General features: G+C 31.7%; 18 protein-coding genes. 14 read left to right on the top strand and 4 right to left on the bottom strand.

All coding sequences use genetic code 11. From position 1 onward, the window contains the following. The first annotated feature begins 105 nt into the window (after positions 1-105). The 5 genes from AC5LXI_RS09425 to AC5LXI_RS09405 all read left to right on the top strand — a co-directional run bounded on the left by AC5LXI_RS09425 (position 106) and on the right by AC5LXI_RS09405 (position 4,799). On the top strand, positions 106-1,302 hold the full coding sequence (locus AC5LXI_RS09425; RefSeq protein WP_493442086.1) for an MFS transporter: 1,197 nt from the start codon (positions 106-108) through the stop codon (positions 1,300-1,302). Positions 1,303-1,396: 94 nt separating this feature from the next. Further along, positions 1,397-2,125, top strand: coding sequence for a Vgb family protein (locus tag AC5LXI_RS09420; RefSeq protein ID WP_493442085.1), 729 nt, complete (start codon positions 1,397-1,399; stop codon positions 2,123-2,125). A gap of 238 nt (positions 2,126-2,363) precedes the next feature. Continuing rightward, entirely contained in the window at positions 2,364-2,795 is a 432-nt protein-coding gene (locus tag AC5LXI_RS09415; RefSeq protein ID WP_493442084.1) for a hypothetical protein, read from the top strand. Positions 2,796-2,831: 36 nt separating this feature from the next. Next, positions 2,832-4,085, top strand: coding sequence for a type VI immunity family protein (locus AC5LXI_RS09410; protein WP_493442083.1), 1,254 nt, complete (start codon positions 2,832-2,834; stop codon positions 4,083-4,085). A gap of 570 nt (positions 4,086-4,655) precedes the next feature. Further along, positions 4,656-4,799 (top strand): hypothetical protein, encoded by a 144-nt coding sequence (locus AC5LXI_RS09405; protein ID WP_493442082.1) that lies wholly within the window; start codon positions 4,656-4,658, stop codon positions 4,797-4,799. A gap of 236 nt (positions 4,800-5,035) precedes the next feature. On the opposite strand, the gene AC5LXI_RS09400 is transcribed toward AC5LXI_RS09405, so the two are convergent. Further along, positions 5,036-5,617, bottom strand: coding sequence for a hypothetical protein (locus AC5LXI_RS09400; protein ID WP_493442081.1), 582 nt, complete (start codon positions 5,615-5,617; stop codon positions 5,036-5,038). A 1,096-nt stretch (positions 5,618-6,713) separates the two neighbouring features. Here AC5LXI_RS09400 and vgrG point away from each other — a divergent pair. The 7 genes from vgrG (at position 6,714) to AC5LXI_RS09365 (ending at position 19,195) form a co-directional block, all read left to right on the top strand. Continuing rightward, positions 6,714-11,522, top strand: a complete 4,809-nt coding sequence (gene vgrG, locus AC5LXI_RS09395; RefSeq protein ID WP_493442080.1) for a type VI secretion system tip protein VgrG — start codon at positions 6,714-6,716, stop codon at positions 11,520-11,522. Position 11,523: 1 nt separating this feature from the next. Continuing rightward, positions 11,524-12,600: a hypothetical protein gene (locus AC5LXI_RS09390; RefSeq protein WP_493442079.1), complete on the top strand. Its 1,077-nt coding sequence runs from the start codon at positions 11,524-11,526 to the stop codon at positions 12,598-12,600. A gap of 20 nt (positions 12,601-12,620) precedes the next feature. Further along, positions 12,621-14,726 carry a hypothetical protein gene (locus AC5LXI_RS09385; protein ID WP_493442078.1) on the top strand — a complete coding sequence of 702 codons (2,106 nt, stop codon included), beginning with the start codon at positions 12,621-12,623 and terminating at the stop codon, positions 14,724-14,726. Next, on the top strand, positions 14,723-15,349 hold the full coding sequence (locus AC5LXI_RS09380) for a hypothetical protein (RefSeq protein ID WP_493442077.1): 627 nt from the start codon (positions 14,723-14,725) through the stop codon (positions 15,347-15,349). The genes AC5LXI_RS09385 and AC5LXI_RS09380 overlap by 4 nt, the downstream gene beginning before the upstream one ends. A gap of 3 nt (positions 15,350-15,352) precedes the next feature. After that, entirely contained in the window at positions 15,353-16,321 is a 969-nt protein-coding gene (locus AC5LXI_RS09375) for a hypothetical protein (RefSeq protein WP_493442076.1), read from the top strand. A gap of 419 nt (positions 16,322-16,740) precedes the next feature. Further along, a complete protein-coding gene (locus tag AC5LXI_RS09370) occupies positions 16,741-17,706 on the top strand; it encodes a hypothetical protein (protein ID WP_493442075.1) in 966 nt (321 codons plus the stop codon). A gap of 478 nt (positions 17,707-18,184) precedes the next feature. Next, a complete protein-coding gene (locus AC5LXI_RS09365; RefSeq protein ID WP_493442074.1) occupies positions 18,185-19,195 on the top strand; it encodes a hypothetical protein in 1,011 nt (336 codons plus the stop codon). Between the two features lie 623 nt (positions 19,196-19,818). Here the strand turns inward: AC5LXI_RS09365 and AC5LXI_RS09360 are convergent. Beyond that, positions 19,819-20,400: an IMPACT family protein gene (locus AC5LXI_RS09360; protein ID WP_110423531.1), complete on the bottom strand. Its 582-nt coding sequence runs from the start codon at positions 20,398-20,400 to the stop codon at positions 19,819-19,821. A 54-nt stretch (positions 20,401-20,454) separates the two neighbouring features. Here AC5LXI_RS09360 and nfi point away from each other — a divergent pair, with 54 nt between their 5' ends. Together nfi and AC5LXI_RS09350 are read left to right on the top strand one after the other, a co-directional pair. After that, positions 20,455-21,126 (top strand): deoxyribonuclease V, encoded by a 672-nt coding sequence (nfi, locus tag AC5LXI_RS09355; protein ID WP_493442073.1) that lies wholly within the window; start codon positions 20,455-20,457, stop codon positions 21,124-21,126. After that, entirely contained in the window at positions 21,116-21,862 is a 747-nt protein-coding gene (locus AC5LXI_RS09350) for a tRNA1(Val) (adenine(37)-N6)-methyltransferase (protein ID WP_493442072.1), read from the top strand. The genes nfi and AC5LXI_RS09350 overlap by 11 nt, the downstream gene beginning before the upstream one ends. Positions 21,863-22,113: 251 nt before the next feature. On the opposite strand, the gene AC5LXI_RS09345 is transcribed toward AC5LXI_RS09350, so the two are convergent. Beyond that, on the bottom strand, positions 22,114-23,523 hold the full coding sequence (locus tag AC5LXI_RS09345; RefSeq protein WP_493442071.1) for a basic amino acid/polyamine antiporter: 1,410 nt from the start codon (positions 23,521-23,523) through the stop codon (positions 22,114-22,116). 42 nt (positions 23,524-23,565) lie between these two features. Beyond that, positions 23,566-24,336: a dimethylargininase gene (ddaH, locus tag AC5LXI_RS09340; RefSeq protein WP_493442070.1), complete on the bottom strand. Its 771-nt coding sequence runs from the start codon at positions 24,334-24,336 to the stop codon at positions 23,566-23,568. Between the last annotated feature and the right edge of the window lie 292 nt (positions 24,337-24,628).

The raw sequence follows: 24,628 nt of genomic DNA, 5'->3' as shown, positions 1-24,628 counted from the left end.
TGATTTTTCTGCAATACGATTTTCGTATAACAAAATATGTATTTCTAAATAAGCGTTTTATTAGTTAATCTCATTGCAAATTAATCAATCAATACTCTTGAAGCAATGTCTAAAGAAGAATTTATACAGACCAAGTCGACTCTCATTTTATCAGCGCTATTAATCGTGTTACTAGTCGGCTCGGTTTATATCAGCCAACTTATCTTTCAAGAAATATCACAAAGTTATCATATTGATATTTTAGCAGCCAGAAATGTGTTTAGTTTATCCTGCTTTTTTTATGCTATTTCGTTTTTCATTTATGGACCGCTATCGGATAAAGTCTCAACAAAACTATTAGTTCTAATCGGTAGTATTGGGGCGGTATGTTGTCTACTTTTATCGGTGATTATTGATAATTTCAATTTGTATTTAGCCATCATGTCATTAATCGGCTTTTTTGCAGCTGCCGTTCCTGCAGCATTATTCGCTTATACGGCTAAAAATACACCTAATCATAAATTACCCCAAGCAATGGGGATTATGATTTCAGCTTCGATTGTTGGCATTATTTTTAGCCGCAGTATGGTCGCGATGTTGACCGATTTTTGGTCTTGGCAAGTTGCATTTATCATTTATGCTGGCTTGATAATCGTAACCTGTCTCTTTGTTCCTTTCGGTATAAAACAATCTGCAAATCCAAATTCAACTACCAGTGTACTTGGCACTTATTTGGCTGCAATTAAATTATTATTAGATAAAATAGCCGTTATTTTTTTAATAGTTGGATTTTTACTATTTTTTGTTTATTTGGGGTTATCTTCTTTACTCACTTTCTATTTAAAAGGAGCACCTTTTTACCTTTCTTCGACCGTTTTAGGATGGCTTAATTTTGCTGGTCTTAGTGCGGTTATTGGTACTGTCATTACCGGTAAGTTATCGCAAGTTATCAATGAAAAAAATCTTTTAATTATTTGTTTGTTAGCGGTATGTACGTCGGTTGTCATTATCGGATTTAGTTCGTCTTTGTATGTTATTGGAATAGGTATTTTTTGTTTGTTTCTATTTGTTTTTGGTATTCAACCATTAGTTATTGCCATGCTTAATAAAATTGTGCCAATTCATTCTCGAGGTGCTATTTCGTCTTTATATTTACTCGCTTGTTTGGCTGGTGGCAGTATTGGCACATATTTACTCGGTATCGTTTATCAAAATAAAGATTGGGATGGGGCAATAATTGTCTGTATTTTAGGCGCCGTGGTGAATGTTATCCTAGCTTTGGTTGGTATTTTATTCATTAAAAGTAAAGAAAAAAATAGATAGTTCAATAAGTTATAAATAAGGAGAATTAACAATGAAAAAAGGTTTATTGCGTATATCGATATTCATATTTTGCTGTTTTTATGGAGCTTTTTGTATGGCAGATTTAACTAAGATTTCCTCGAGTTTTAGTGCACCAACCGGTATAGCCTTTGATAGTAAGGGAGTAATGTATGTAACCAATTGGTCGGGTAATTCAATCACCAAAGTCAAACCTAATGGTGACAAAGAGACTTTTTATTTAGGGATATCTTCACCAGCTGGCATCGTTATTGATGCAGAAGATAATGTGTATGTTTCATCATATAGTGATGATTATATTTTAAAAATCAACAGTAATGGTAAGTCAGAAAAAATATCAGATGGTTATCATACTCCTACTGGTATTGCTTTTTCTAACCAGGGTCAATTACTCATAACCAATCGCTCAACTGGTGAAATAGTTTCTCTTGATCTTAAAACAAAACAAAAAAATATTATTGCTCGTGGATTAACCACACCAGTTGGGGTTACTCAATTAGCTGATAATAGTTTAGTTGTTTCACAATACAGTGGTCGTTTAACGATGATTAGGCCAAATGGTGATAAGACAGAGTTAGGCGCAGAGTTTAATCGCCCCGGTGTTGGTATTGCTTTAGTTGCATCAAATGTGGTGGCAGTAATTGATAATGGCGCGGGAATGGTTCGTAAAGTTGATGTAACAACCAAAAAGGTATCTACTTTAGTTGAAAATTTATCTGGTGCGGTCGCATTAACTTATCACAATAACCATTATTATATTGGAACATGGGGTGATGGTAGTGTCCATAAATTTAATGAAAATTAAAGACTGGTAGCTCTGGTAATCCGTTTTATTGAAAACTGAGTGAGTTAATAAAAAAATTTGAGGAATGGGGTTTTTTAAGATTTAAATTTTAACCCACTTATTACAGTTATTTACATTATCTAGCATATAGATTAATGAATATTTTCAAAAGTTCATTATTTTGTATAATTCTTGAGCTAAAAACAATTAAAATACTATTTAAGAATGTAAATGAAAGTAAGAATTAAAGAGCTTTATTATGCTTTTAATCCTAATGAGGCTCATTTTTTATTTGAACGTTCTATTACATTTGAATCTCAAACTGCGCTTTATAGCAACCGTTGGAGCAGCATCTTTACCAATAGCAGCGAAACAAATAACAACTAATAATTATGTGTTTGAACGCAATGGGCAGCTTACCTATTATCCAGAATTCAATGAACAAGAAAAGCTTAAATATCAAGACGATCGCCTCATTGAAATTGATTATCGCTACCAGCAGAATTCAAGGTTTGATAAAAAAGGAATCAATATTATTAATATTGTAGATGATTCAGACGTTACTAAGGAAAATAGAGATAGAATTCGAATTGACGAATACCATCGTGAAATTCATTACTATCCTTATCGACAACAGTTTTATTACTATTTTACTCCCGGTGATGAACCGACAGATTTTGAAGGCAGTTGATAACCACATTAAGCACAATGAATTATAGGATATACCATGCAAGATAAATTACAAAAGTTATTAGATGAATATCAGGAAAACTATAACAGATTTACCTATGGTCATTATTTAGATCCCAATAATATCGAGGATGCCATAAAAACCGGCTTGGTGGGGTGTTATTATTTAGACCAAGGTTATCTACCCGAAAAGCGCCAAGCAATAGGTCAGGTTTTGGCACTATATGATAAATATTGGGGTGATAAGCTAAAGTTTGGATATATTGACGGTGAACCAAATAATCTAATTTCTTATACACAAACAACATTACATGAAAAAATTAATCAAATTAATCTAGCAGGAACAGATAATATTTGTTTTTATTGGAGTAATGTTGATAATTTAGAGTTTGTTCCAGAATATTTATGCAATGCCTATTCAAGAGCAGAATGGTATGAGAAGGTACATCAAGAAATAAGTTATGTTCAAATTTATTTACCTATATCGGAACTTAAAGAGTTTGGTGTCGAGCAATTAATAGCGTTAAATCAACAGATCTGCGAAATATTGCAGCCAATGCATGGATTTTTTGGATTAGGTATCCAGCATAGTCATGAGTATTACGATTATCAATATTTAGAGTATGAACTGGCACATCAATTTTTGGGTTTAGACATTTCTAATGTTCAAGCTGATAAGCGCCTTAGAGAAGGTTTTAAATGTATCAACTGGTTAACCATACTAAGTGACCAACTTATAGCCGATAAATTAGGCAGTCTTGAGGCGTTAAAAGAGCGGAATAGTGATAACGAGATCCGTTTTTATCCTTACGCCGGAGGTGTGGTTGTTCGGGCAGGTGAAGTGCCTGAGCTGGGTGATGTAGCAACTAACCCTTATCCTAAACATTATGTCAATGTTAATGCCTTATTAAAACCGGCACGAGCGCCAGAAATTGCCTCATTAGGTTTTGGTTCAATAAACGGTGAAATTCGTTTTAACAATCGAACATCAAAGGAGTGGCAAAGTCGGTTTGATAATGTAGAAGCAACGGATATTACAGTAAGTCATGAACAACAATTAGCGCAGATTATTAATATTGAATCAAAGGTTCGAATTAGCATAAAAACGGGTCAATTATGCCCACATACTGGTCTCTATTCTGCCAATATCAATGGCAAGATCGAGTATCGGGAATTAACCCAAGGTTATAAAGTTGAACCATTTATTGACAGTGATACTCATCAAGTATATAGCGATGTAACTTGGCAATTATTACGTCGAGATGATGGTGGAGATGTGTTTCGTAATTAGCCTAAAATTAAAGTAGTTAATAAAAAATAAATTAAACTTGATTAATCTATGAACATAAAAATCTTTTATAAAATTTAAAAAGAAATTGAAAATAGAGATTGAAGTCATTCAGCCAATGGTAAGGTTTTGCCACAGCAATATGAAGAGCCGTGTTAACTAAACAACATTATAGAGACCAACACTGCCCAATATTTTGGCGAGGATCAAAAGTTAAAAATTCTTTATGAGTAAAATTATATTTAAATAGTTATAAATTTTAGACTTAAGTTTGAGGCTATTACTTATAGATTTAATTCAAAGCTCATATTAGGTTATGAGCAGATTAAAGATACGACTTTATAAGTTTGGTACATTCTTTATTTGGGTAACGTGCTTAGCAATGCTAAAGTGAGGAATAATAAAAGTATTGAACCAAAAATTATAACACCATTATTATTATCTTTATTATTTAATCTACTGAATCTGACGATTGTTGACACAATAACAACGCATATACCGATAAAAATAAAATATAACTCGTTCATATTCATAAAAGTTCACAAAAAATCTTATTCAAAATTACAGCAAAAAATGGCTTCAGATTGCTTAGAATTACCACCTCCAGTTTCTGGTAATAAAGGAGAAACCGCCCATTATTTATCTAACGTTATGTTTTGTTTAATTCAAAATTATAAACAAGAAATAACCAATATTGAAAAACAACTCGCTCACTAGCCAGTAAGTTGGAGTTGGAAGAATAACATAAAAAAGTTAGATGATTACAGAGAAAAAGTTGTGATTTTTACACGCAACTTTTTCAAAAATAAGGAAAGGATTAATGGTTAACAGATGAAATATTCTTATTATCTGGCATTCATTAATATCTTAAACATTATGTTATATTATTAATTAGCTAATTGATGTAATGAATGGTACCTCATCGCTTAATAATATTATTACTTCAATACTTTTTACCATTTTTTCTCTCTATCAAGATATTTTATCAATCCCTCTTTCGTCGAAAATTCACAACGTTCATCGGTTTCAAAATTATCAATACAAGTAATTTTTGATAAACTGTTATCATCCCCTATAAAAAATAACGCCCTCAATATACCATCTTCTTCTATATATAAAGGTAATTCATTAATGCGATAACTGTACAATTTGTTTGGTGTTATAGTATCTTTAAGCAACATATAAATATATTTGTCACCTGTTTTTTTATCAGCATATTCAAAAGCGCTTACTAGCTCCTGATTACCATATTGATATGTATAAAGTTCGTACGCTTTATTCAATTCTTTATTATTATTTGTTAAAAAATACACCTCTAAATTACGCCTTCTGTCTTCAAAAGTATTACTAAGAAACATCGCTGTTCCTTTATGGCCTTTATATTCAACATTAATTGGAGGATGGGCAATATTATTATATTTAGGGAATCGATATTCTTCTGGAATGCTATCTAATTCAAAATATTCATCTGAATAAGCATTTGACATGGTAAAAATTAAACTTAATAACATAAACAGTACTATTTTATATTTCATTGCATCACCTTATTTGAAAGAAACCGAATTAAATGCTTTTGCTTTATTTATTTTCTCAAAATTTGTTCGTCATTCGGCATAAGAATTAGTCACCAAATTGATTTTTTTATTACATTATCAACATTTTCGCCTTTGTTACCCTTATCTGAACATTTTATCTATTGTGCTAACATCACTAAAAACATTGTTACTTATAAATATTAATATAAATATAAATATAAATAGTAGAACTTTCTTCATTACTATAATCCATTTGCGAAAAATTTAGCTTCATCATCTCTTCTTTTCATTAATCCATCTAGCTTTTTCTTTCTCATAATCTTTTCATAGATCTAAATAAATCAGGAATCGTTAAGCTCATTATGTGGTAATTCCTCTATTGCTTTTTATTTTGATAATTTTATACGCAAAAATTGTTAGTAAGGTGTGATTAAAGGCTTATTATTATTTAACTCAATGGCGTAAACATAATCGGAGCTTTTTTTAGCTTTCTCGTTCAATTTATTGCCTAATATGTTGGTGAAGATCAGATATCATAATTACAAAGAAGTATACAATATCAAGATTTTCTACTTGAAATATGTAATCATCATAAAAAAACTAATGTTATTTAATATGTTTCCAAAACAAACCAATAAAAAGCGGTATTGAAATGATAAATATGAGGCTAAGACAGAACTATAAAATATGAATCTCGCAAATTTTTATAAACCTATCGACACTTAAAACTAAATACAGATATTAATATAAAATAAAACGGCATACACTCCTAAATATTTTTACAGCGTAATTTATAATTTACTATAATTATTTTTAATTAATGATATGAGTAAGTTATCTGTCTAAATTAGATTCCAATAATTTTTTAAAAAGGTTACAAAACACGCGAAACAGTTGTTTTATATAATAATCCTTTTCTAAAAATTACCGACAATATAAACCACACACGATCTTAATAACCTAAATGTAAAGAATATTGATCTGACCTAAAAGATCAACTATTTTAGAATAATGAAACCGCTTATCGTTATTTGTTCATAAAGTCACTTAAGGATTAAATAATAATAAATATGGGTGCAAATAATAAGGAATTAACATGTTTACGATAGAAAAAGTGACAGATATGCTAACCTCTGTTGCGAGTGGCAGTCCCAAAAATCAATACACATTAATAATTGATGGAATTGATGCTGGCGCTGGATTATCCGTATTATCAATTGAAGGACAAGCATCATTAAATCAGCCTTGGCGTTACGATATTACCTTTACAACATCTAATAAACAAATGGCTATTGATGCCGTACTCAGTCAAGCCGCATCACTCACCTTTGAAGCCCCGAGTCTTATTTCACAAATTGCTCAAATCAGCTCCCTTGAAAAACCGACCTTACCACACACATTATATGGCGTAATTACTGAGTTTAGTTTGGTCTCTGTCAGTAAAGATGAAGTCCGTTATCGGGTCACCTTACAACCACGTTTGGCTTTATTTGCAAATGACCATTTTAGTGCAATTTACCAAAACCAAAGTGTAGTAAGCGTGGTTGAAGAGGTGCTCAGGCGACATGGTTTTACGGGGATTGATTATCGGCTTGAGCTAAAAGATAGCTACCCAGCACGTGAGTTTATTACGCAATGGCAAGAGAGTGACTTAGCATTTATTCAGCGTTTGCTGGCAGATGTTGGTATTTGGTTTCGCTTTGAAAGCCACAGTGACCACCACTGTGATGTTTTAGTCCTTAGTGACTATGAAGCAGGCTATGAGAATGCGGGACATATTATCCTGAAAGCGCCGAGTGGTATGGTTGATGGCAGAAAAAACAGTGTATGGGACTTACAGTTTAGTAGCTATACCAAGGCAAAAGAAATTATCACACAAGATTACAACTACCGCACTGCAGATAGTAATCAATATTCCCTTGTTAATGCCGATTCCAAAGATAGCACCACTCAAGGCACAGAATACCGCTACGGCGAACACTACAAAAGCAAAGGCGATAATAGCCAAATTGAAAGCGGGCAGTGGTATGCGAACATACGTCATGAAGCACATCTCAGTCAAAAGATGATTATTCAGGGAGAATGTAATGACTACCACTTACTGCCGGGTCAACGAATTATTATTGATAATAGTGGAATAGCGGGTATTAATGAAGGGATTATCATTCTCTCGACCCAGAGTTACGCAGACCGCAGTGATGCTTACCAATGTCACTTTACCGCTATCCCGTACGATGTGTTAAAGCCATATCGACCAATGCCATTACCATGGCCACAAGTTACAGGTACCTTACCGGCGAGAGTCACCAGTCCAGATAATGATACCTATGGGTATATTGATACAATGGGTCGTTACCGAGTTAAGTTTGATTTTGACCTCAAGACATGGAAAAACGGCGAAGAGAGCTTATGGGTAAGGTTGGCTAAACCGTATGCGGGCAGTACTTATGGTTTTCATTTTCCGTTAATTGATGGCACAGGTGTTGCTATTGCTTTTAGCGAAGGTAATCCGGATAGACCATATATAGCGCACGCACTACATGACAGCACCCACCCTGACCATGTGACCACCATCAACAAACATCGTAATGTAATTCGTACTCCAGCTAACAACAAACTGCGGATGGATGATAAACGTGGGCAAGAGCACATTAAGTTAGCCACCGAATACGGTAAAACCCAGCTTAATATTGGGCATTTAGTTGACCAAAACAAAGAGCAGCGCGGTGAAGGATTTGAATTGCACACTGATGAGTGGGGAGCGATTGCTGCTAATAAAGGCTTATACCTAACCAGTCAGACCGAGCCTAAGGCAGAGGGCAAACAACTAGATATGCAAGGTGCCATTGCCCAGCTGGAAAATGCGTTATCGATAGCCAAAGCGCTACAAAATGCAGCAATTGCTTCTGATGCCCATGATGCGAATAGTAAAATATATTGTATCGCAGATGGTGAAGTGATTGCTTATCGTTCTAACGATATTTATCAAAAACTAGACTATGGTGATAAAGTAGGATTTTTCTCAACAGGCTTTGTTCTGGTGCGTCACTTACTTGAAATGGAGCGAGTTGAAGAAGAGACAAATTCAACTAAAACTGAAAAACAAAAACAGCCACCACATCGTCTCTATTTTTATAGCCTTTATATGCATCTGGCAGATAAGGCTTTTTATGAAAAAAATTCTAAAGAGCCGGTACCAGCATTTTGGCAGCAAGATATTTATCAAGTGAAGGATAAATATCTACAATATATTAAAGGGTTAAATTGTCGAAAAGAACCCGACCCTCAAAACAATCTAAATAGATTAGCTGTATTACAAACTGGAACAAAGCTTAAATTAAATCTTGATATTAATCGAGAAGGAAAAAGTGGCAAAATGTGGTATGCAGTTTCGAGTTTAGTGGAGGGCTATTCAACGATACCTCAACTAGAGCCTATACCGTATCAACATGAAACAAAGACTGTGGATATTTTAGGATGGGTTAATACAGGCGACAAGGTAGATGACCCAATATTTGAGGTTAAAGAGAGTGGTGATACTTTACTCGTAAAATCTAAAGGATTACAGGTAAAGGATGAAAATGACAAAATCATCTCAATGCTACCGGTTGGCACCGATATTAAAATTTCAGGTGATACCCAAAATGGTAGTTTAGTTGAATTAATTGAAATTATTGGAAATGGGAAACCAACAATACCCTTGCCAGAAGGGAAAAATAAAGTTTTATTTGATGGACTAAAAAAACATGTCCGCCCCCAAAAATATAATGAAGTTGTGATATTAGATAAACCTTTCCCAATAAAAGCTGGCGATTTGATTGGGCATGTTGGGCATATCAATTTATATAATACTGCAATTACTAAAGAAATTGATAAGGATACTGAAAAACCTATCGATATAGATTTATTACCACTCACTCGTCCTTTGAAAGAAACAGAATTTAGACCAAATTTTCATCTTGAATGTTTTACCTGTGATGACTTGCCTAACTTTATTGCACAAACTCAAGCCGAAGCCAGTAAGATAGCTGATAAAGATAAAACCTTGTTAGCCATATCGGAGCAAGCAAAATTGTTGGTGGCAGCCAAAAAAGCAGATACTAACGTAGGCAAACCTTATAATGATACAAAACTAAAAATCCTAAGTAAAAGACGAAATATTAAATGGTTACAAATCGAAATCACCACCTCCGAAACGGAAAAAAAGACATTATGGATTGAAAACAACAAAGATATAATGTCAGAAAGTGAAATAAGCTTAGATGAAAAAACAGAGGCTTGGACTAGTCACCCTCTGCAATTAAGCGACTTGTCGAGTAGCACCAGTAGTGTTGCTATACCTTTATTATTAAAATTGAGTGATAAACAATTTCAATCAAGAGACAATCAAGCCGAAGACGAACAAGGTAAGGCTTGGTACAGGATTGAGAAGTCAAAAAAAGGGCGAGCAGCAATCAAAGGTTGGGTTGCCATAGATAACCAAAAGGTGAAAAAGTACAGTAGTTGGGATTGGTTTGACTTTAAGCAGATTAAAGAAACGGCATCTCTAAAAGAAATCTATTTAGAGATAGAAAAATCCTTAGCGCGAGATAATGCTGCCCTTGAATCGTACAAACCGATTTTAAAAGAGACTTTAGTGATATTAGATAAGCAATTTCATCCGGATCAAAAAAAATATGCAAAGATTGATACCGAAAGCTTTAATGGACTCGTTATTAAACCGCATTTATCCTCAGCGCTTACGCGATTACTTATTCACTATGAAAGTGAATGGTATAGTGAGATAGATGCAGAGGGTAAAATGCCAAAATGGGAAGAATTAAACAGTGAAATGAATGAAAATAATAAAAATTTATTGGGTTATTTACAAACGGGTGATGAGACAAAATTAAATGCTTATTTAGATAAAACTGGTAAATCAACAGATTTATTTGAGGCGAATAAACACAAAAAAGACAGAGAAACTATTAGTACATTTCCTGCTGATTATAAAGACAATCCAAATAAAAAGCTTAATGACAAGCAAAAGGAAAGTAATAAAAATTTAATCAAACTAGAAAATGATGTAATGAAATGGGTAAAAGAAAAAGAGAAGATTAAAAAACTATTATGGTGGAGTGAGGTTGTTAAAAGTCAAGCCAAACTAAATCGAGATGGCAAAGTATGGTCTATCCATCCGATGGCAATGTTAGAGATAGTTATATCTAATGATTTGATTGATGTCGAAAATTTTATTGCTATGTATAAATTAGAGCATCATAAACTTATAAAAGCCTCCAAAGATACTAAAACTAAAAAAGATATAATAAAGGAGCCTACATATGATCAAGAATCAATAGAGATATTGCGAGAAATACTTAAACGAATAAATCTATTCTTTCGAAAAAACGCCGAATATCCCCCCAACCTTTATTATCTATCTTATATGTTAGCAACGGGTCATTGGGAAACTAACTATGCTAAGGAGTTTGATTCATTTGTAGAGCGTAATAATGGTCATGAGTATGATCCAGTATTAGCAAGTACGGAAGAACAGAAAAAAACGGCAAAGAGTAATGGTAATACAGAAGAGGGCGATGGTTTTAAATATCGTGGTAGAGGTTTGGCACAGATGACTTGGAAACCCAATTACAAAGAAGCGAGTGAATATTTGAATGTTGATTTTATCAATCAACCAGATAAAGCTGCTGAGCTTGATTATGCTGTACCAATTTTAATCTGGGGCTCAATAAATGGCATTTTTTCTAAAAGGAAATTATCAAAGTACATTAATGAAGATAAGATTGATTATAAACTCGCAAGATATGTCATTAATGGCCAAAATTATGCTAATGAGATCGCAGCTAATGCTAAATGCTTTGAGGCAATACTTAGGCAAACATCAAATTTGATTGAGGCGTTTTAATATGAAAAAAATTCTTTTATTACTGTTATTGATAACCATCAGCACGGTTTGTCACGCCAAGGAGCCTTGTACTAATAAAACCTTTGTGGAAAATTATCAATTTAATATTAACTCTCAATCTTATAAATTCACTTCTTACTTATGTGAAGATAAAGATGAAGATGATGACGTTTTTCTTACACCCGGAATTTTAGAAATACATGGCAAAAATTTTAATAAAACATTTAAAAATGTTATTGGAATGGCAGGTTATAGAGCTAGCATGTTTACGCAATGGAATGATAAACATAAACCAGTATTCTATTATGCTATCAGCTCATCAGAATATGATACCGAAGGTTATATGCCAATAATTATTAAAGATAATAATGTAATGGTTAATTGTATATATATGAATAAAAGTTTCAAAAATTCAATGAAATTTAATTATTCTTATTGTGGTGATTTGCAAATTGTCGAAGATGGCTTTGGAGACGTTGAAGTGGGATTTGACAAGCTAATTCGTGATTTTTATTTAGAACTAATATACTATTTTTCAGATTTTGCTAAGAATAAGGAGAGTCTACAATACAAAAAGTTTGATGTTTTTATTGGTAAAATCGATGGTATCAGTTTTTACCGCCGCTATTCATCGATAAAAGATTATGAGTTGAATAAATATACGATTGTTATAGTAAATAAGGAAAAAGAATATCAATTTAAGCCAGAAGATGAAGTTTATCAACGAATAGTTGACCGTTCCGGTTCACAAGCCTTTATTGGTTTGGATATTGTCGATTCCAAAGGAAATATCAAGTTTTATAATAAAAAGGCCTTATTGACATTATTAAATAAATCGACAATAAAAAGGAACATAACATCTTATATACAATATAGTGAAAAAACAAAACTCTACAATAAACCAAGTAATCGCTCAGCAACAGATATGTACCTAGTACAACACGATTCCGTCACAATTTTGGATGAGATTTTGAATAAGAGCAATGGTTTTGTTGATTGGTATAAAATAAGTTATAACAGTGAAAAAAACGGAAAAATAGTTAAATGGATTGAAGGAGATTCGTTTTTCACTATGTGAGAAAGATCTTCAGATTAAAAATGATGATAATCCAATTTAGACCAAATTTTCATCTTGAATGTTTTACCTGTGATGACTTGCCTAACTTTATTGCGCAAACTCAAGCAGAGGCCAGCAATCAAGCTGACGAAGATAAAACATTATTAGGTATATCTAAAACGGAAAAACTACTCAAATCATGGATGGAACCAGATACCGTTGTTGGAACCAAGCGAAATGGTACTGAGATCAAAGTAATAAGTAACGATATCTATGTCAATTGGTTACAAGTAGAAATTCAAACATCTGAAATAGAAAAGAAGATGGTATGGATAAAAAATGATAATGACAATATAGCTAAGAAAGTAGAAGAAATCAGACCTAGTAGCATTTTAACAAAATTGGATGAAAAAAATGAAGCTTGGAGCAAGCATCCATTACAGATAAATGATTTGGCAAATAACAGTGATATTATTGATACCCCATTATTATTAAATATCAATGGTGATAATAAATTCGAAACTAGATATAAACGTGCAATTGATGAGCAGGGTAATTTATGGTTTTTTATTGACAAAGCTTTGGATAATAACAATGCATCTATCCATGGTTGGTTATTAGTACAAGGTGATAATATAAAAAAAACCAGTTGCTGGGAATGGTTTGATTTTAAACAAATTAAAGAAACAGCAACATTAAAAGAAATCTATTTAGATATAAAAAATTCCTTATCCAGAAATGATGCATCTCTTGAATCTTATAAACCGATCGTAAAAGAAACTTTAACGATTTTAGATAAACAATATCATATAGATCAAAAAAAATATGCAAAAATAGAAGTAGAAAGTTTTAATGGTATTATCGAAAAACCACAATTATTTTCGGCGCTTTCACGGTTTTTAATTCACTATGAAAGTGAATGGTATAGTGAGATAGATGCAGATGGTAAAATGCCGAAATGGGAAACATTAAACAGTGAAATGAACGAAAGTAATAAAAATTTATTAGATTATTTACAATCGGGTGATGAAACAAAATTAAATGTTTATTTAAATCAAATTAAACAATCAAAAGATTCTTCGATTGAAGCCAATAAATACAAAAAAGAAAGAGCAACCATTAGTAGCTTTCCTATTGATTATGAAGATGAACCAGAGTTAAAGCTCAATAAAGAACAACTAACCAGTTATAAAAATTTAAAAGACTTAGAACTTGATGTAATAGTTTGGGAAAAAGAAAAAGAGAAGATTAAAAAGCTATTATGGTGGGAGGATGTGGTTAAAGGTTTAGCTATACAGAACCAGTCAAATCAAGTCAATACTACCAATAAAGATTCAACCTCTAAAATGATTACTCAACTAGCAACGCTAAACCCTAATGGAAAAGCGTGGTTTATTCATCCAATCGCATTGATTAATTACTTTACAATGCCATCAGGACTAATAACTTATCATGTTTATCATAATGGTAAAATCGAAAGACATATCCCTATCAACTTAATAGAATATGATAAAGTAAAATACCAATACATCTATCATGATATAAACAATAATCTTCATAAGTTAGGAACATTTGAATATGTTGAAATAAAAAATAATTATTTATCAAGATCAGATAAAAGATATGGCAATACCGAATATATTCATCTTATTGATTTAAGAAAAGTATGTCAAGAATACGAAAAACATGGATTAAAATATCGTTTTAATGTTGACTCAAACCAAGAACGTTATTTTATGAATCGAGATACCTTGGCAAGTTTTTTTGGCGCAATGCTTGAAGTAAATTTTACTGATATCAGTTGTAACGGTTTCAGTACTAAAAAAGGCGAATCAGGTGTGAGTAAAAGTCATAAGAATGGTTATCATGGTGACTTCAAATATTTAAGAAAAGACAAGATACTATATAAAGGTGCAGGCAAAAGTCTTAATATCAAATTTCATCCTGAAGAACTTGATGTTGATAGACAAAATCAGTGGATTGATGCTTTGTATAAATTTGGCTGGACACATATGTTGGGTTGGAGTTATACCTTAAAAGGAAAAAAATACTTTTTGAACCATATTCCAAAAGAAACTACAGATCACGATCATCATTTACATGTTGAATATTATGATATGAAGAAAGTTAAGGAAATCAAAGGATGAAACAGTTAACTTATCCCATTATTATTTGCTTAGTTGTGTTAGCAAATATTAATATTTCAATTGCAGATACTTTTAAAAATGAACTCAAACATTATAAAAAAATAAACTTACCTTATTCCTCTAATGAATTAAAAAAATACTTTTATTGGGGAAAATATGGATTGTATTTGTCTCCTGATATGCCGTTTCCCCTCAGGTTCTCTAACAAGGAATTTTCATATAAACCTAAATTATTTGATTATCTCGCTAAAACGACATTTTATTTTCCTCATTGTTATTTTTATTATAAAAATATTTTATATAAAGGTATTATACAGATGGCGACAGGTGAAAATGATGGAAAAGTTTTTACTTTTCAATTATATAGCTATGATAATCAGGGGAGGGTTATTGATGCAATATTACTTTATAAAGTTGAGAGTGGTGAAATATCATACTGGAATGACTTTATCATCAATCCAAATGGAAAAATTTTGATAACCCAATATCAGCAAGACAACCTTATTGAATCCGATGAAAATCCAAATAAATTTATAATAAATCCAGAAAATAACCAAATCGATACCAAAATTGTAGAATTTCAAATGACTCCTTCTGGTATTTTTAATCCAACAAAGGGGTAGTTTATGAAAAAATCAATATATATAGCAGTGATAATGAATTTGCTTATTTTTAATAGCTATGCTGAGCAATTTGATGTGGCGGATGATTATAAAGGTAAATCTAATATTCCCTCAATAGATATAATTCAATTAGAAAAAGATTGCCGTAAAACAATTGATTTTTGGCAGATGACAAATTCTGAACGAGAAAGGATAAGAGAAAATTGTCCAATTAATCAAATCGCTTTCTACTTTGAAAATTTATATGAAACAATTAACAATAAAAAAAATATTTATAGTTCTGAGAAGCTAGATCTTATTATTGAGAAAACTACCTCTGCCAAAATAATTAACAATTTAAAATACCCCATTAAAGCGCTCAATTTATCCATTTTTAATAAAACAAATTTTATGGATAAAATTACTTTATCGAAGAGTTATTATGATGTAGAAGATTATTATTGGTTAATCAATCAATATTATTATATTAGTGATAGCGGCGATATTTATACATTATCAGTCAAGGATATAGAAGGTAATGTGAAGCCTATATTTTGGAAACATTATCAAATAAACAATGAAAATCTACATTTTAAACTTTTAGATCTGTTGATCGATGATGGATATAAATATGAAATCATTTATCCAGATCATTTTAAAATTCTTGAAGATTCATTAGAAAAATCAAATTATGAAGTTGACAAATTAAAAACATGCTATCAAAAAAAATATTCGACACGTTGTAGTATTGATTCCTATCGTTTTTACCATAATCTTTTGTCTCAAAAAATTGAGACGTTAAAAGAAAAAAATATAAATAATAAACAATCGATAGAAATAATCGATATGCAAATTAATAAAATGTGTTTATCAATATCTGAGCCAAATGATCATTTTGAAGCAGAAAAATTTACTTATAACATAGCAAAATGTTTAACCAGACGATTAAAGAAAGAAATTAGAAAAATCGATCAAATATTAGAGAGCCGATGATCTGGATTTTATATATAAATGTAGTTAATTATTAGTTTCAAGATTTAAATCAACAATTATTAATGATTTTATGTAATAAAGCAATAAAGTGAAATGAATTGTGGATTTTTACAATGGAATTTTTTTATTTTAACAATAGATAATATTTATATTCATAAAGAAGATAAATTATTGAAAATTATGGTTGGAATCATTATTAGTTTGGATTATAAATTCAAAATTACCAACGAGTTCATTATTTTATGTAATATAAAATGATGTAACTGAACTTAAATAGTTAACTCAATAAAAAATAAAGGAAAGAGATAAAGTTTAGTTTATCTGTTTATTTCTAAATAATTTATATCATTAAGGTTTTATTGACTATATACTTAATTAAGTATATCTATTTTTGAGTTAAGCAAATGAAATTTTTCAAAATGGCAATAATAAAAGTTATTAAAAGTAAATTATTTGTTGGATTATTTTTATTGATTTTACTCACACCAACTGCGTTTTCTAAGTCCTTAAGCTATTCATTACCATATGGATGGTCAAAAATAAAAGATATGTCCAATATGCAAGCAATAAATAAATATTGTAAATATGATGTTTTTGTCGATCATACACCACAAGAAACAAAATATTTTGAAAAAAACTGTCCTTTTGAATCTTTATCTGATGTTGCAGAACCTAAAAAAATAGAAATAGACTATTCTGAAGTTGAAAGAATATACCTTTATCAATCAGATAAGTTTACTCTTTTTTTGAAAGAAAAACCTATAACAGATCCTGATTTTAATCCATATTATGAAACTCCTAAGACTATTTTATTTCTTGAAAAAGATGGTCAAGTTGTCGATGAATTAACGGTTAGTTGGAATCATACTGGTGAATTTGGTTTTACAAATGAACTGAGCTACTATATTGATAAAAAATTCAATGTTTTTATTATAAATCATGGTGTTGCTGATGAAGGTTATTTGTTAACTTTATGGGCACATTATAAAATAGACCCCAAAAAATTGAAATTTGAGGCAATAACGGTTAAAACAGACAGTGAACAAATAAATTTTCCAGATAATTTGATTACATTACCCAATCCATATTTTGAAAAAAGCTCAGTTGGACCGTGTTCAGAAAAATATGATTGTAATGATCAATATTCTTATATCTATTACCTTAATGAAGCAAAAAAAAATACAGCTTTGCTGGTTAAAAAATCCAAAGCTCCTAAAAACGCTTTTTCATTATTTAAGAAAAAGTTAGATAGGTCATGTTTAACAATGCCTAGATTTGATGATAATAAAGAAGGTTCCTTACCATACTTTAATGACCTTTATTCGTGTGAGATAGAAGGACTTAAACAAGAATTGATTCGTATTGAAAAAGAATTGGGTAAATAATAAAAAGAAATATATTCATAATAATAAGAGTGAAGCATTTTTTATTTAAAATCAGCTCTTATAATTTAATGAGGAAATATATTTAACTTGTGAAAACATCAGCATTTTTGTGCAGCATATTTATGTCGCTTTTACAGATATATAAAATGATGGGATCTATTATAAAATTTAAAAATTCACCAAAATTCAAAGAAATAATCAATAAAAAATTTTCACTAACAGATAAATCTTTTTTGTGAAAAATTGCTGACACTTATCGATAGCTCATTTTATAGTATTTATAAATGTTAAATTAATTAAGAAACTAGTCATTTACATTATCTAGCCCAATAAGTATCATGAAGAAAAAATGAACAACAATGATTATTCTTGTTATTTGTTAATTATTAAAAAAAGTTCATATCATTAGGATTTCGGCATATTTTATAAATAAAATATATCTTTTTATATTGGGATGAAATATATGGAATTTTTCAAAATGGCAATAATAAAATTTATTAAAAGTAAATTATTTGTTGGATTATATTTATTGATTGTACTCATGCCAACTGCATTCTCTAAACCCTCAAAATCTTTATTACCATTTGGCTGGTCAAAAATAAAAGATATGTCCAATATTAAAGCTATAAATAAAAAATGTTATTTTGATTATTCGCTTGATTATACAGATTTAGATATTGAAAATTCTATAAAAAACTGCCCTCTAACATCTTCTGATTCTACTTCTGACTCAGATACACCTGAAAATATAGAAAAAGAAGAATCTGTGTCAGAGAAAAAAATATATCTTTATCAATCAGAGCAATTTTCCCTATTTTTAGAAGAATTTTCCCTTAACTTAAGAGGAGAACCTATTTCAGATCCTACTAGTTATGATGCTTATGATAAAATTTCCAGATATATTTTATTTCTGGAGAAAGACAATCAAATCGTTGATCATTTAACTGTTAGTTGGTTCGAAATAGGAGATAGTGGTTTTACAGATGGATTGAGTTTTTATATTGATAAAAAATTTAATATTTTTATTATAAATCATGGTGTTACTGACTTAGGTGATTGGTTGGGGTTATGGGCACATTATAAAATAGACCTCAAAAATTTGAAATTTGAGGCAATAAAGGTTAAAACAGAAAGTGAACAAATGAATTTTCCTGATAATTTGATTGTATTTGCCAATTCAAATTACGATAAAAACTCAGTTCAACGGTGTAAACAAGAATTTAATACTGAGTGTAATAACCAAAATACCTATAAATATTATTTTAATGAAGTAAAAAAGAACACAACATTGCTGGTTAAAAAATCCAAAGCTTCTAAAAACGCTTTTTCATTATTTAAGAAAAAGTTAGATAGGTCATGTTTAACAATGCCTAGATTTGATTATATTAAAGGCGGTCCCTTCTCATACTTTAATGATCTTTATTCGTGTGAGATAGAAGGGCTTAAACAAGAACTAATTCGAATTGAAAAAGAATTGGCTAAAAAATAAAAGAAAAAATATATTCATAATAATAAGTGTGAAGCATTTTTTCTTTAAAATCAGTTCTTATAATTTGATCAAGAAATCTATTTAACTTGTGAAAACATCAGCATTTTTGTGGCAGCATATTTATGTCGCCTTTACAGATATATAAAATGATGGGATGTATTATAAAATTTCAAAATTCACTAAAATTCAATGGAATAATTGATAAAAATGTTTCACTAGCAGATAAATCTTTTTTGTGAAAAATTGCTGACGCTTATCGATAGCTCATTTTATAGTATTTATAAATATTAAAACTAATTAATAAATTAGTTTTAATATTTTGCATTTTGTTTTGCCGCAATAGTGAATTCGCATAATTATGAAACTCGTCATAATAGATTAGACAATTCCAATTTGCTTCAATGGCGATTAATTTTGCTTGATTATTCATCTAATTCTTTAACTGATTTTAAATATAGAAAAACCTTTTATAAAAGTTTGAATAAAATGGATATTAAAAATAGATATTAAAAATAAAGGTAAAAGTAAAAACAGTAGTACTTGATTGTAACAAACTGTTTTATCTATAAAATAGTTACTTTACATTTTACCGATTTTTGGTTTCTTTTATTATTTTGATGTTTTTAAATTTCAATCACCACTCTTCCGCGGGTGATATCGCTAATACTCTTTTTAAGGGTTGGTAAATTGTCTTGTGTGATAGCAATAGTCGCTTTGACACCTTCAGCATCAAAATCTTGCTGTTCAATAATTGCATTGAGATCTTTCAAACGGTTTTCAATAATTGGCCATTCATTATAATAACAGTGAAATTGTAATGATATTCTGGCAATAAGTTCGATCAATTCTGCTTGTTGTAAGCAGTGGCTAGCTGAACCCCCATAAGCGCGGATTAATCCGCCGGTACCTAATTTGATACCACCAAAGTAGCGGGTAACCACCACCACCACCTGATCACAATCTTGGCCTTCAATGGCAGATAGAATAGGGCGGCCAGCGGTGCTGGTTGGTTCGCCATCGTCGTTGAAACGATATTGTTGGCCGATTTTCCATGCCCAACAGTTGTGAGTGGCATTGGGGTCACTGATATTATCGATAAATTCAGCAGCTTGTTGAGCATTAATAATGGGTGCCGCGTTGACGATAAAGCGGCTTTTTTTTATCTCTTCGGTTAATTGGCTAGGATTTGCTAATGTATAAGGCATACTTATTCTGGTAAAATCGTTTTATTGCAACTCATAATACTGAGCAAAATTGAAATGTCTATTAATTTAGCACAATTAAAACTTTCACAACAACAATTAGCCGAGCAGGTAAGCTTGGTGGATAATTTTAATCCAACAATAAAACTAATTGGTGGTACAGATGTTGGTTTTGAACAAGATGGTACGGTAACACGTGCAGCGATAGTGACGTTGACTTATCCTGATTTTGTCGTGGTTGAGTATCATATCGCTCGATTAGAAACTAGTTTTCCTTATATTCCGGGTTATTTGTCTTTTCGTGAATATCCTGCCTTGCTCAATGCATGGCAACAGTTAAAGCAAAAGCCCGATTTATTATTGGTTGATGGGCAGGGAGTTGCACATCCAAGACGATTAGGTATCGCTAGCCATCTAGGGCTATTGTTAGATATGCCAACGATTGGCGTTGCAAAAAGCAAGTTATGTGGGCAGTATGAAGTGCAACCTAAACTTGCTGGAAAGGTAACGCCTTTACTCGATAAACAAGAGCAGATAGGTTGGGTATTGCAAAGTAAAAATAACTGTAATCCGTTATTTATTTCCGCAGGACACAAAATTAGCCAAACTAGCGCATTACATTGGGTAAAACAATGTTTACGAGGTTATCGATTACCAGAACCAACTCGCTGGGCTGATGCAATTGCCTCAAATAAACCACTATTTAGAAAGTTTAATCATGCCAAATAATCAATTACCGTTAAAACAAGGTGGATTTACCTTTAAACGTTTTTTTGTTGCCCATGATAAAAGTCCAATGAAGGTGACAACGGATAGTTGTTTGCTAGGGGCATGGACACCCATTAATCTTGATGTACAAAATGTTTTGGATATTGGTACCGGTTGTGGTGTTATTGCCTTGATGTTAGCACAACGTTTAGAGAACCGTTTATGTCAAATCGATGCAATCGATATTGATCCCAAAGCGGTAGCTCAATGTCAGCAAAATAGTTTAAATGCCAATTTTCTAACGATTCGGGCATTAAATATCGATGTTAATCAATTTAGAACAGATGACCACAGCTGTTATGATTTAATTGTTTCTAATCCGCCTTATTTTCAATCAGCCGTTGAATGCCGAAATACCGAACGTCAATTGGCACGTTATACCGAGAGTTTGAATTATCAACAGCTTATAGATGTGGTGAGGCGTTTATTAAAACCAAGTGGACTATTTTGTTTAGTATTACCTTATCATTTTGCTGATCAATTTAAACAATTATGTGAGTTAAATCAGTTATATTTACATTCAGAAATGCTAGTAAAATATACCGCGGATAAAGATTTTTCATTATCGTTGATGGCATTTTCATTCAATCAAAATGATAATTTTCAATGTCAATCATTATGTATGCGGGATGACGATGGGCGTTATTCTCAACAATTCAGGCAGTGGTTAGCTGATTTCTATTTGTTTCGTAAATAACGTCTTATCATTTTGCTAATCAATTCAAACTATTATGTGAGTTAAATCAGTTATATTTACATTCAGAAATGGTAGTAAAATATACCGCGGATAAAGATTTCTGATTATCGTTGATTGCATTTTCATTCAATCAAAATGATAATTTTCAACGTTAATCATTATGTATGCGGGATGACGATGGGCGTTATTCTCAACAATTAAGTCAATGGTTAGCTGATTTTTATTTGTTTCGTAAATAACACCTTTATGCATTATTGCGGAATAATGTAGAAGTAAATTATCGCTATAATAGCAAGTATAACGATAGCAACGGCATAAATTTTGTCATGCAGATAGCTAAAAGAGGAAAGGTGTCGTTGCTTTCTGGCATAAAGGTAGAACAGCAAGCCAACGCTATATAAGATCATTGAAAGTAACAAATAAGATACACCACCAGCATAGATCAACCAAAATCCATAAATTGAACCCAATCCACCAATAAACAGTAGATATTTTTTTTGTTGTCTGATAGCTAGTTTAAATACAAACAGTGCCGATAGTAGGTAAGGGATAAGCACCATTGAGGTTGATAATTGAATTAGGGTGTTGTAACCCGATTGATAAAAATGCGCCAGAATTATCAATATACTAATTAAACCGGTAGTTAACCATAATGCATTGGCTGGTGTGCTGTTTTTATTCAGTTTGCCAAAACAACTAGGCACGGTGTGTTGATTACCTTGGCCGGCAAGAAATAGCATTTCAGCCGCTAACATTAACCAAGATAATAAGCCACCACAGACCGAAACAATCAAACCGATATTAATACATTTCGCTCCCCAACTCCCGACTACATGCTCGATCACTAATGCCATTGAAGGGTTTTTCATTTCGGCAAGTTCCTGTTGAGAGACAATACCTAAAGATAACACCGAAACACAGACTAATAATAGACTGGTAATGGCAAAACCAAAAAAGGTGGCTCGACTTATAGTGATTATGTTTTTAGCACGTGCGGCATAGACGGTTGCACTTTCAATCCCTAAATAGACCCATACGGTGTAAAGCATGGTATTTTTTATTTGGTCAAGGATTGACCCTAATTGTGGTGTCCCCCAAAAGTCCATCTTAAATGTATCCACTTTAAACGCTAACACGACACAAACAATAAATAAACAGATAGGGACTATTTTAGCTAATGTCACTAAACAATTAAGTAAAAAAGCTTGATAGATACCTTTTATAACAAAAAAATGGATAATCCATAGAAAGATAAGTCCGGCAATGACGGCTGGAATAGTTGTACCGTTACCAAAGAAATCAAGACAGTCAAATGATCCTAAGGCACTAAATAGAATGACTAAATAGCTTGTACATGACATCCAAGCGGAGATCCAATATCCCCAAGCCGCATTAAAACCGATATAATCACCGAATCCTTCACGCACATAACCATATAACCCTTCATTGATTTTGTAAAATCGGATTGAAAGATATTGAAAGATTCGGGTAAGCAAGAACATGCCGAATAAGGTTATCACCCAAGCAATTAAAATCGCTCCAGCACCAGATCCTTCGGCCATATTTTGTGGCAGACTAAAAATACCACTACCAACAATACTTCCTACTACCAGTAAAGTGAGAGGAAGTATACCAAGCTTTTTTCTTACTGGTGTATTCATATCATTTTTTTTCTTCTAATGGATTAAATTTTATTTGTTTGGTTAAAATCGCAATGACATACAACTTACACCGCCATCAATTTTACGGTATTCCGAAGTATCAACTTCGATCACTTGATAGCCTAGAGCGGCAATTTTTGCTTTAGTTGTTGGATAACCAGCCGGTATGATGACGCGTTCATTAACCCAGATACAGTTAGCCGCGTAGCTCTCTTCTTCAGGTATTTCAATAATATTGAGATGTTGAAACTCAGGTTTAGTAATAAATTCCCCAGCGGCTAATAGATTATTATGTTCCAAATAGGCGAGGCCAGTTTTTAGGTGTAATACTTTCTCTAAAGTTACTACAGAACCTGATAATCCATATTTTTCTAAGATAGCTATCATTTGTTTAGCACCTTCTTGGTTGGTTCGTGCTGATAAACCAATGTAAAAGTGCTTGTCGACCATCATAATGTCACCAGCTTCGACGGTGCCGGGAGCTTGTATATATTCAACTTTATTCGGATAAAAGCGATTAATTGCCTCAGTAATGAGTGTTGTTTCGGCTCGGCGAGTTTCAGCGCCAGGTCTAGTAATAATGGCACAATGCGGTGTGCAAAGCGCAACATCTTCGACAAAAACAGAATCAGGAAATTCTTCACTGGCAGGCAGAATGGTGATATCTACATCACACTGCTGTAAAGCACGGATATAGTTGTTATGTTGATCTAATGCTTTTTGATAATCCGGTTTACCTAAATTAGCCGAAGTTAGACCATTAATTAACGATTTTGCTGGTGTTCTTGCAATAATATGGCTAAATTTTTTCATTATTAAATCCTTTAAAATAATTATGCATTATTTTTGAATAATAATTCACTTTAAAAACAAAATCAAGCTTAAAATAGATGCTTTATGCATATAAATGCAAGTTTATTTGTCATTGATAATAGTTTGCTAAGGATTTGAGAAAGTTATTCAGATATTAAGACTATTTGTTTTTTTAAAGTATTTAATGAAATGTTATTTGGTTATGTTTTTTTGCTATAAGAAGGGTTTGTAAAATCTACTAACCCTTAAAGTGAATCGTGTTGTTATTGATAAAAGATAGTTTTAAATATCA

Source organism: Gilliamella sp. LMG 34361, assembly GCF_984569075.1.
Note: the sequence above shows the minus strand (reverse complement) of the source record. Positions and strands in the feature narration are given on the sequence as shown.

Bases quoted from the DNA above. Each gene is read 5' to 3' on its own strand.
- AC5LXI_RS09425 (WP_493442086.1), top strand. From the start codon at position 106: ATGTCTAAAGAAGAATTTATACAGACCAAGTCGACTCTCATTTTATCA.
- AC5LXI_RS09420 (WP_493442085.1), top strand. From the start codon at position 1,397: ATGGCAGATTTAACTAAGATTTCCTCGAGTTTTAGTGCACCAACCGGT.
- AC5LXI_RS09415 (WP_493442084.1), top strand. From the start codon at position 2,364: ATGCTTTTAATCCTAATGAGGCTCATTTTTTATTTGAACGTTCTATTA.
- AC5LXI_RS09410 (WP_493442083.1), top strand. From the start codon at position 2,832: ATGCAAGATAAATTACAAAAGTTATTAGATGAATATCAGGAAAACTAT.
- AC5LXI_RS09405 (WP_493442082.1), top strand. From the start codon at position 4,656: ATGGCTTCAGATTGCTTAGAATTACCACCTCCAGTTTCTGGTAATAAA.
- AC5LXI_RS09400 (WP_493442081.1), bottom strand. From the start codon at position 5,617: ATGAAATATAAAATAGTACTGTTTATGTTATTAAGTTTAATTTTTACC.
- vgrG (WP_493442080.1), top strand. From the start codon at position 6,714: ATGTTTACGATAGAAAAAGTGACAGATATGCTAACCTCTGTTGCGAGT.
- AC5LXI_RS09390 (WP_493442079.1), top strand. From the start codon at position 11,524: ATGAAAAAAATTCTTTTATTACTGTTATTGATAACCATCAGCACGGTT.
- AC5LXI_RS09385 (WP_493442078.1), top strand. From the start codon at position 12,621: ATGATGATAATCCAATTTAGACCAAATTTTCATCTTGAATGTTTTACC.
- AC5LXI_RS09380 (WP_493442077.1), top strand. From the start codon at position 14,723: ATGAAACAGTTAACTTATCCCATTATTATTTGCTTAGTTGTGTTAGCA.
- AC5LXI_RS09375 (WP_493442076.1), top strand. From the start codon at position 15,353: ATGAAAAAATCAATATATATAGCAGTGATAATGAATTTGCTTATTTTT.
- AC5LXI_RS09370 (WP_493442075.1), top strand. From the start codon at position 16,741: ATGGCAATAATAAAAGTTATTAAAAGTAAATTATTTGTTGGATTATTT.
- AC5LXI_RS09365 (WP_493442074.1), top strand. From the start codon at position 18,185: ATGGCAATAATAAAATTTATTAAAAGTAAATTATTTGTTGGATTATAT.
- AC5LXI_RS09360 (WP_110423531.1), bottom strand. From the start codon at position 20,400: ATGCCTTATACATTAGCAAATCCTAGCCAATTAACCGAAGAGATAAAA.
- nfi (WP_493442073.1), top strand. From the start codon at position 20,455: ATGTCTATTAATTTAGCACAATTAAAACTTTCACAACAACAATTAGCC.
- AC5LXI_RS09350 (WP_493442072.1), top strand. From the start codon at position 21,116: ATGCCAAATAATCAATTACCGTTAAAACAAGGTGGATTTACCTTTAAA.
- AC5LXI_RS09345 (WP_493442071.1), bottom strand. From the start codon at position 23,523: ATGAATACACCAGTAAGAAAAAAGCTTGGTATACTTCCTCTCACTTTA.
- ddaH (WP_493442070.1), bottom strand. From the start codon at position 24,336: ATGAAAAAATTTAGCCATATTATTGCAAGAACACCAGCAAAATCGTTA.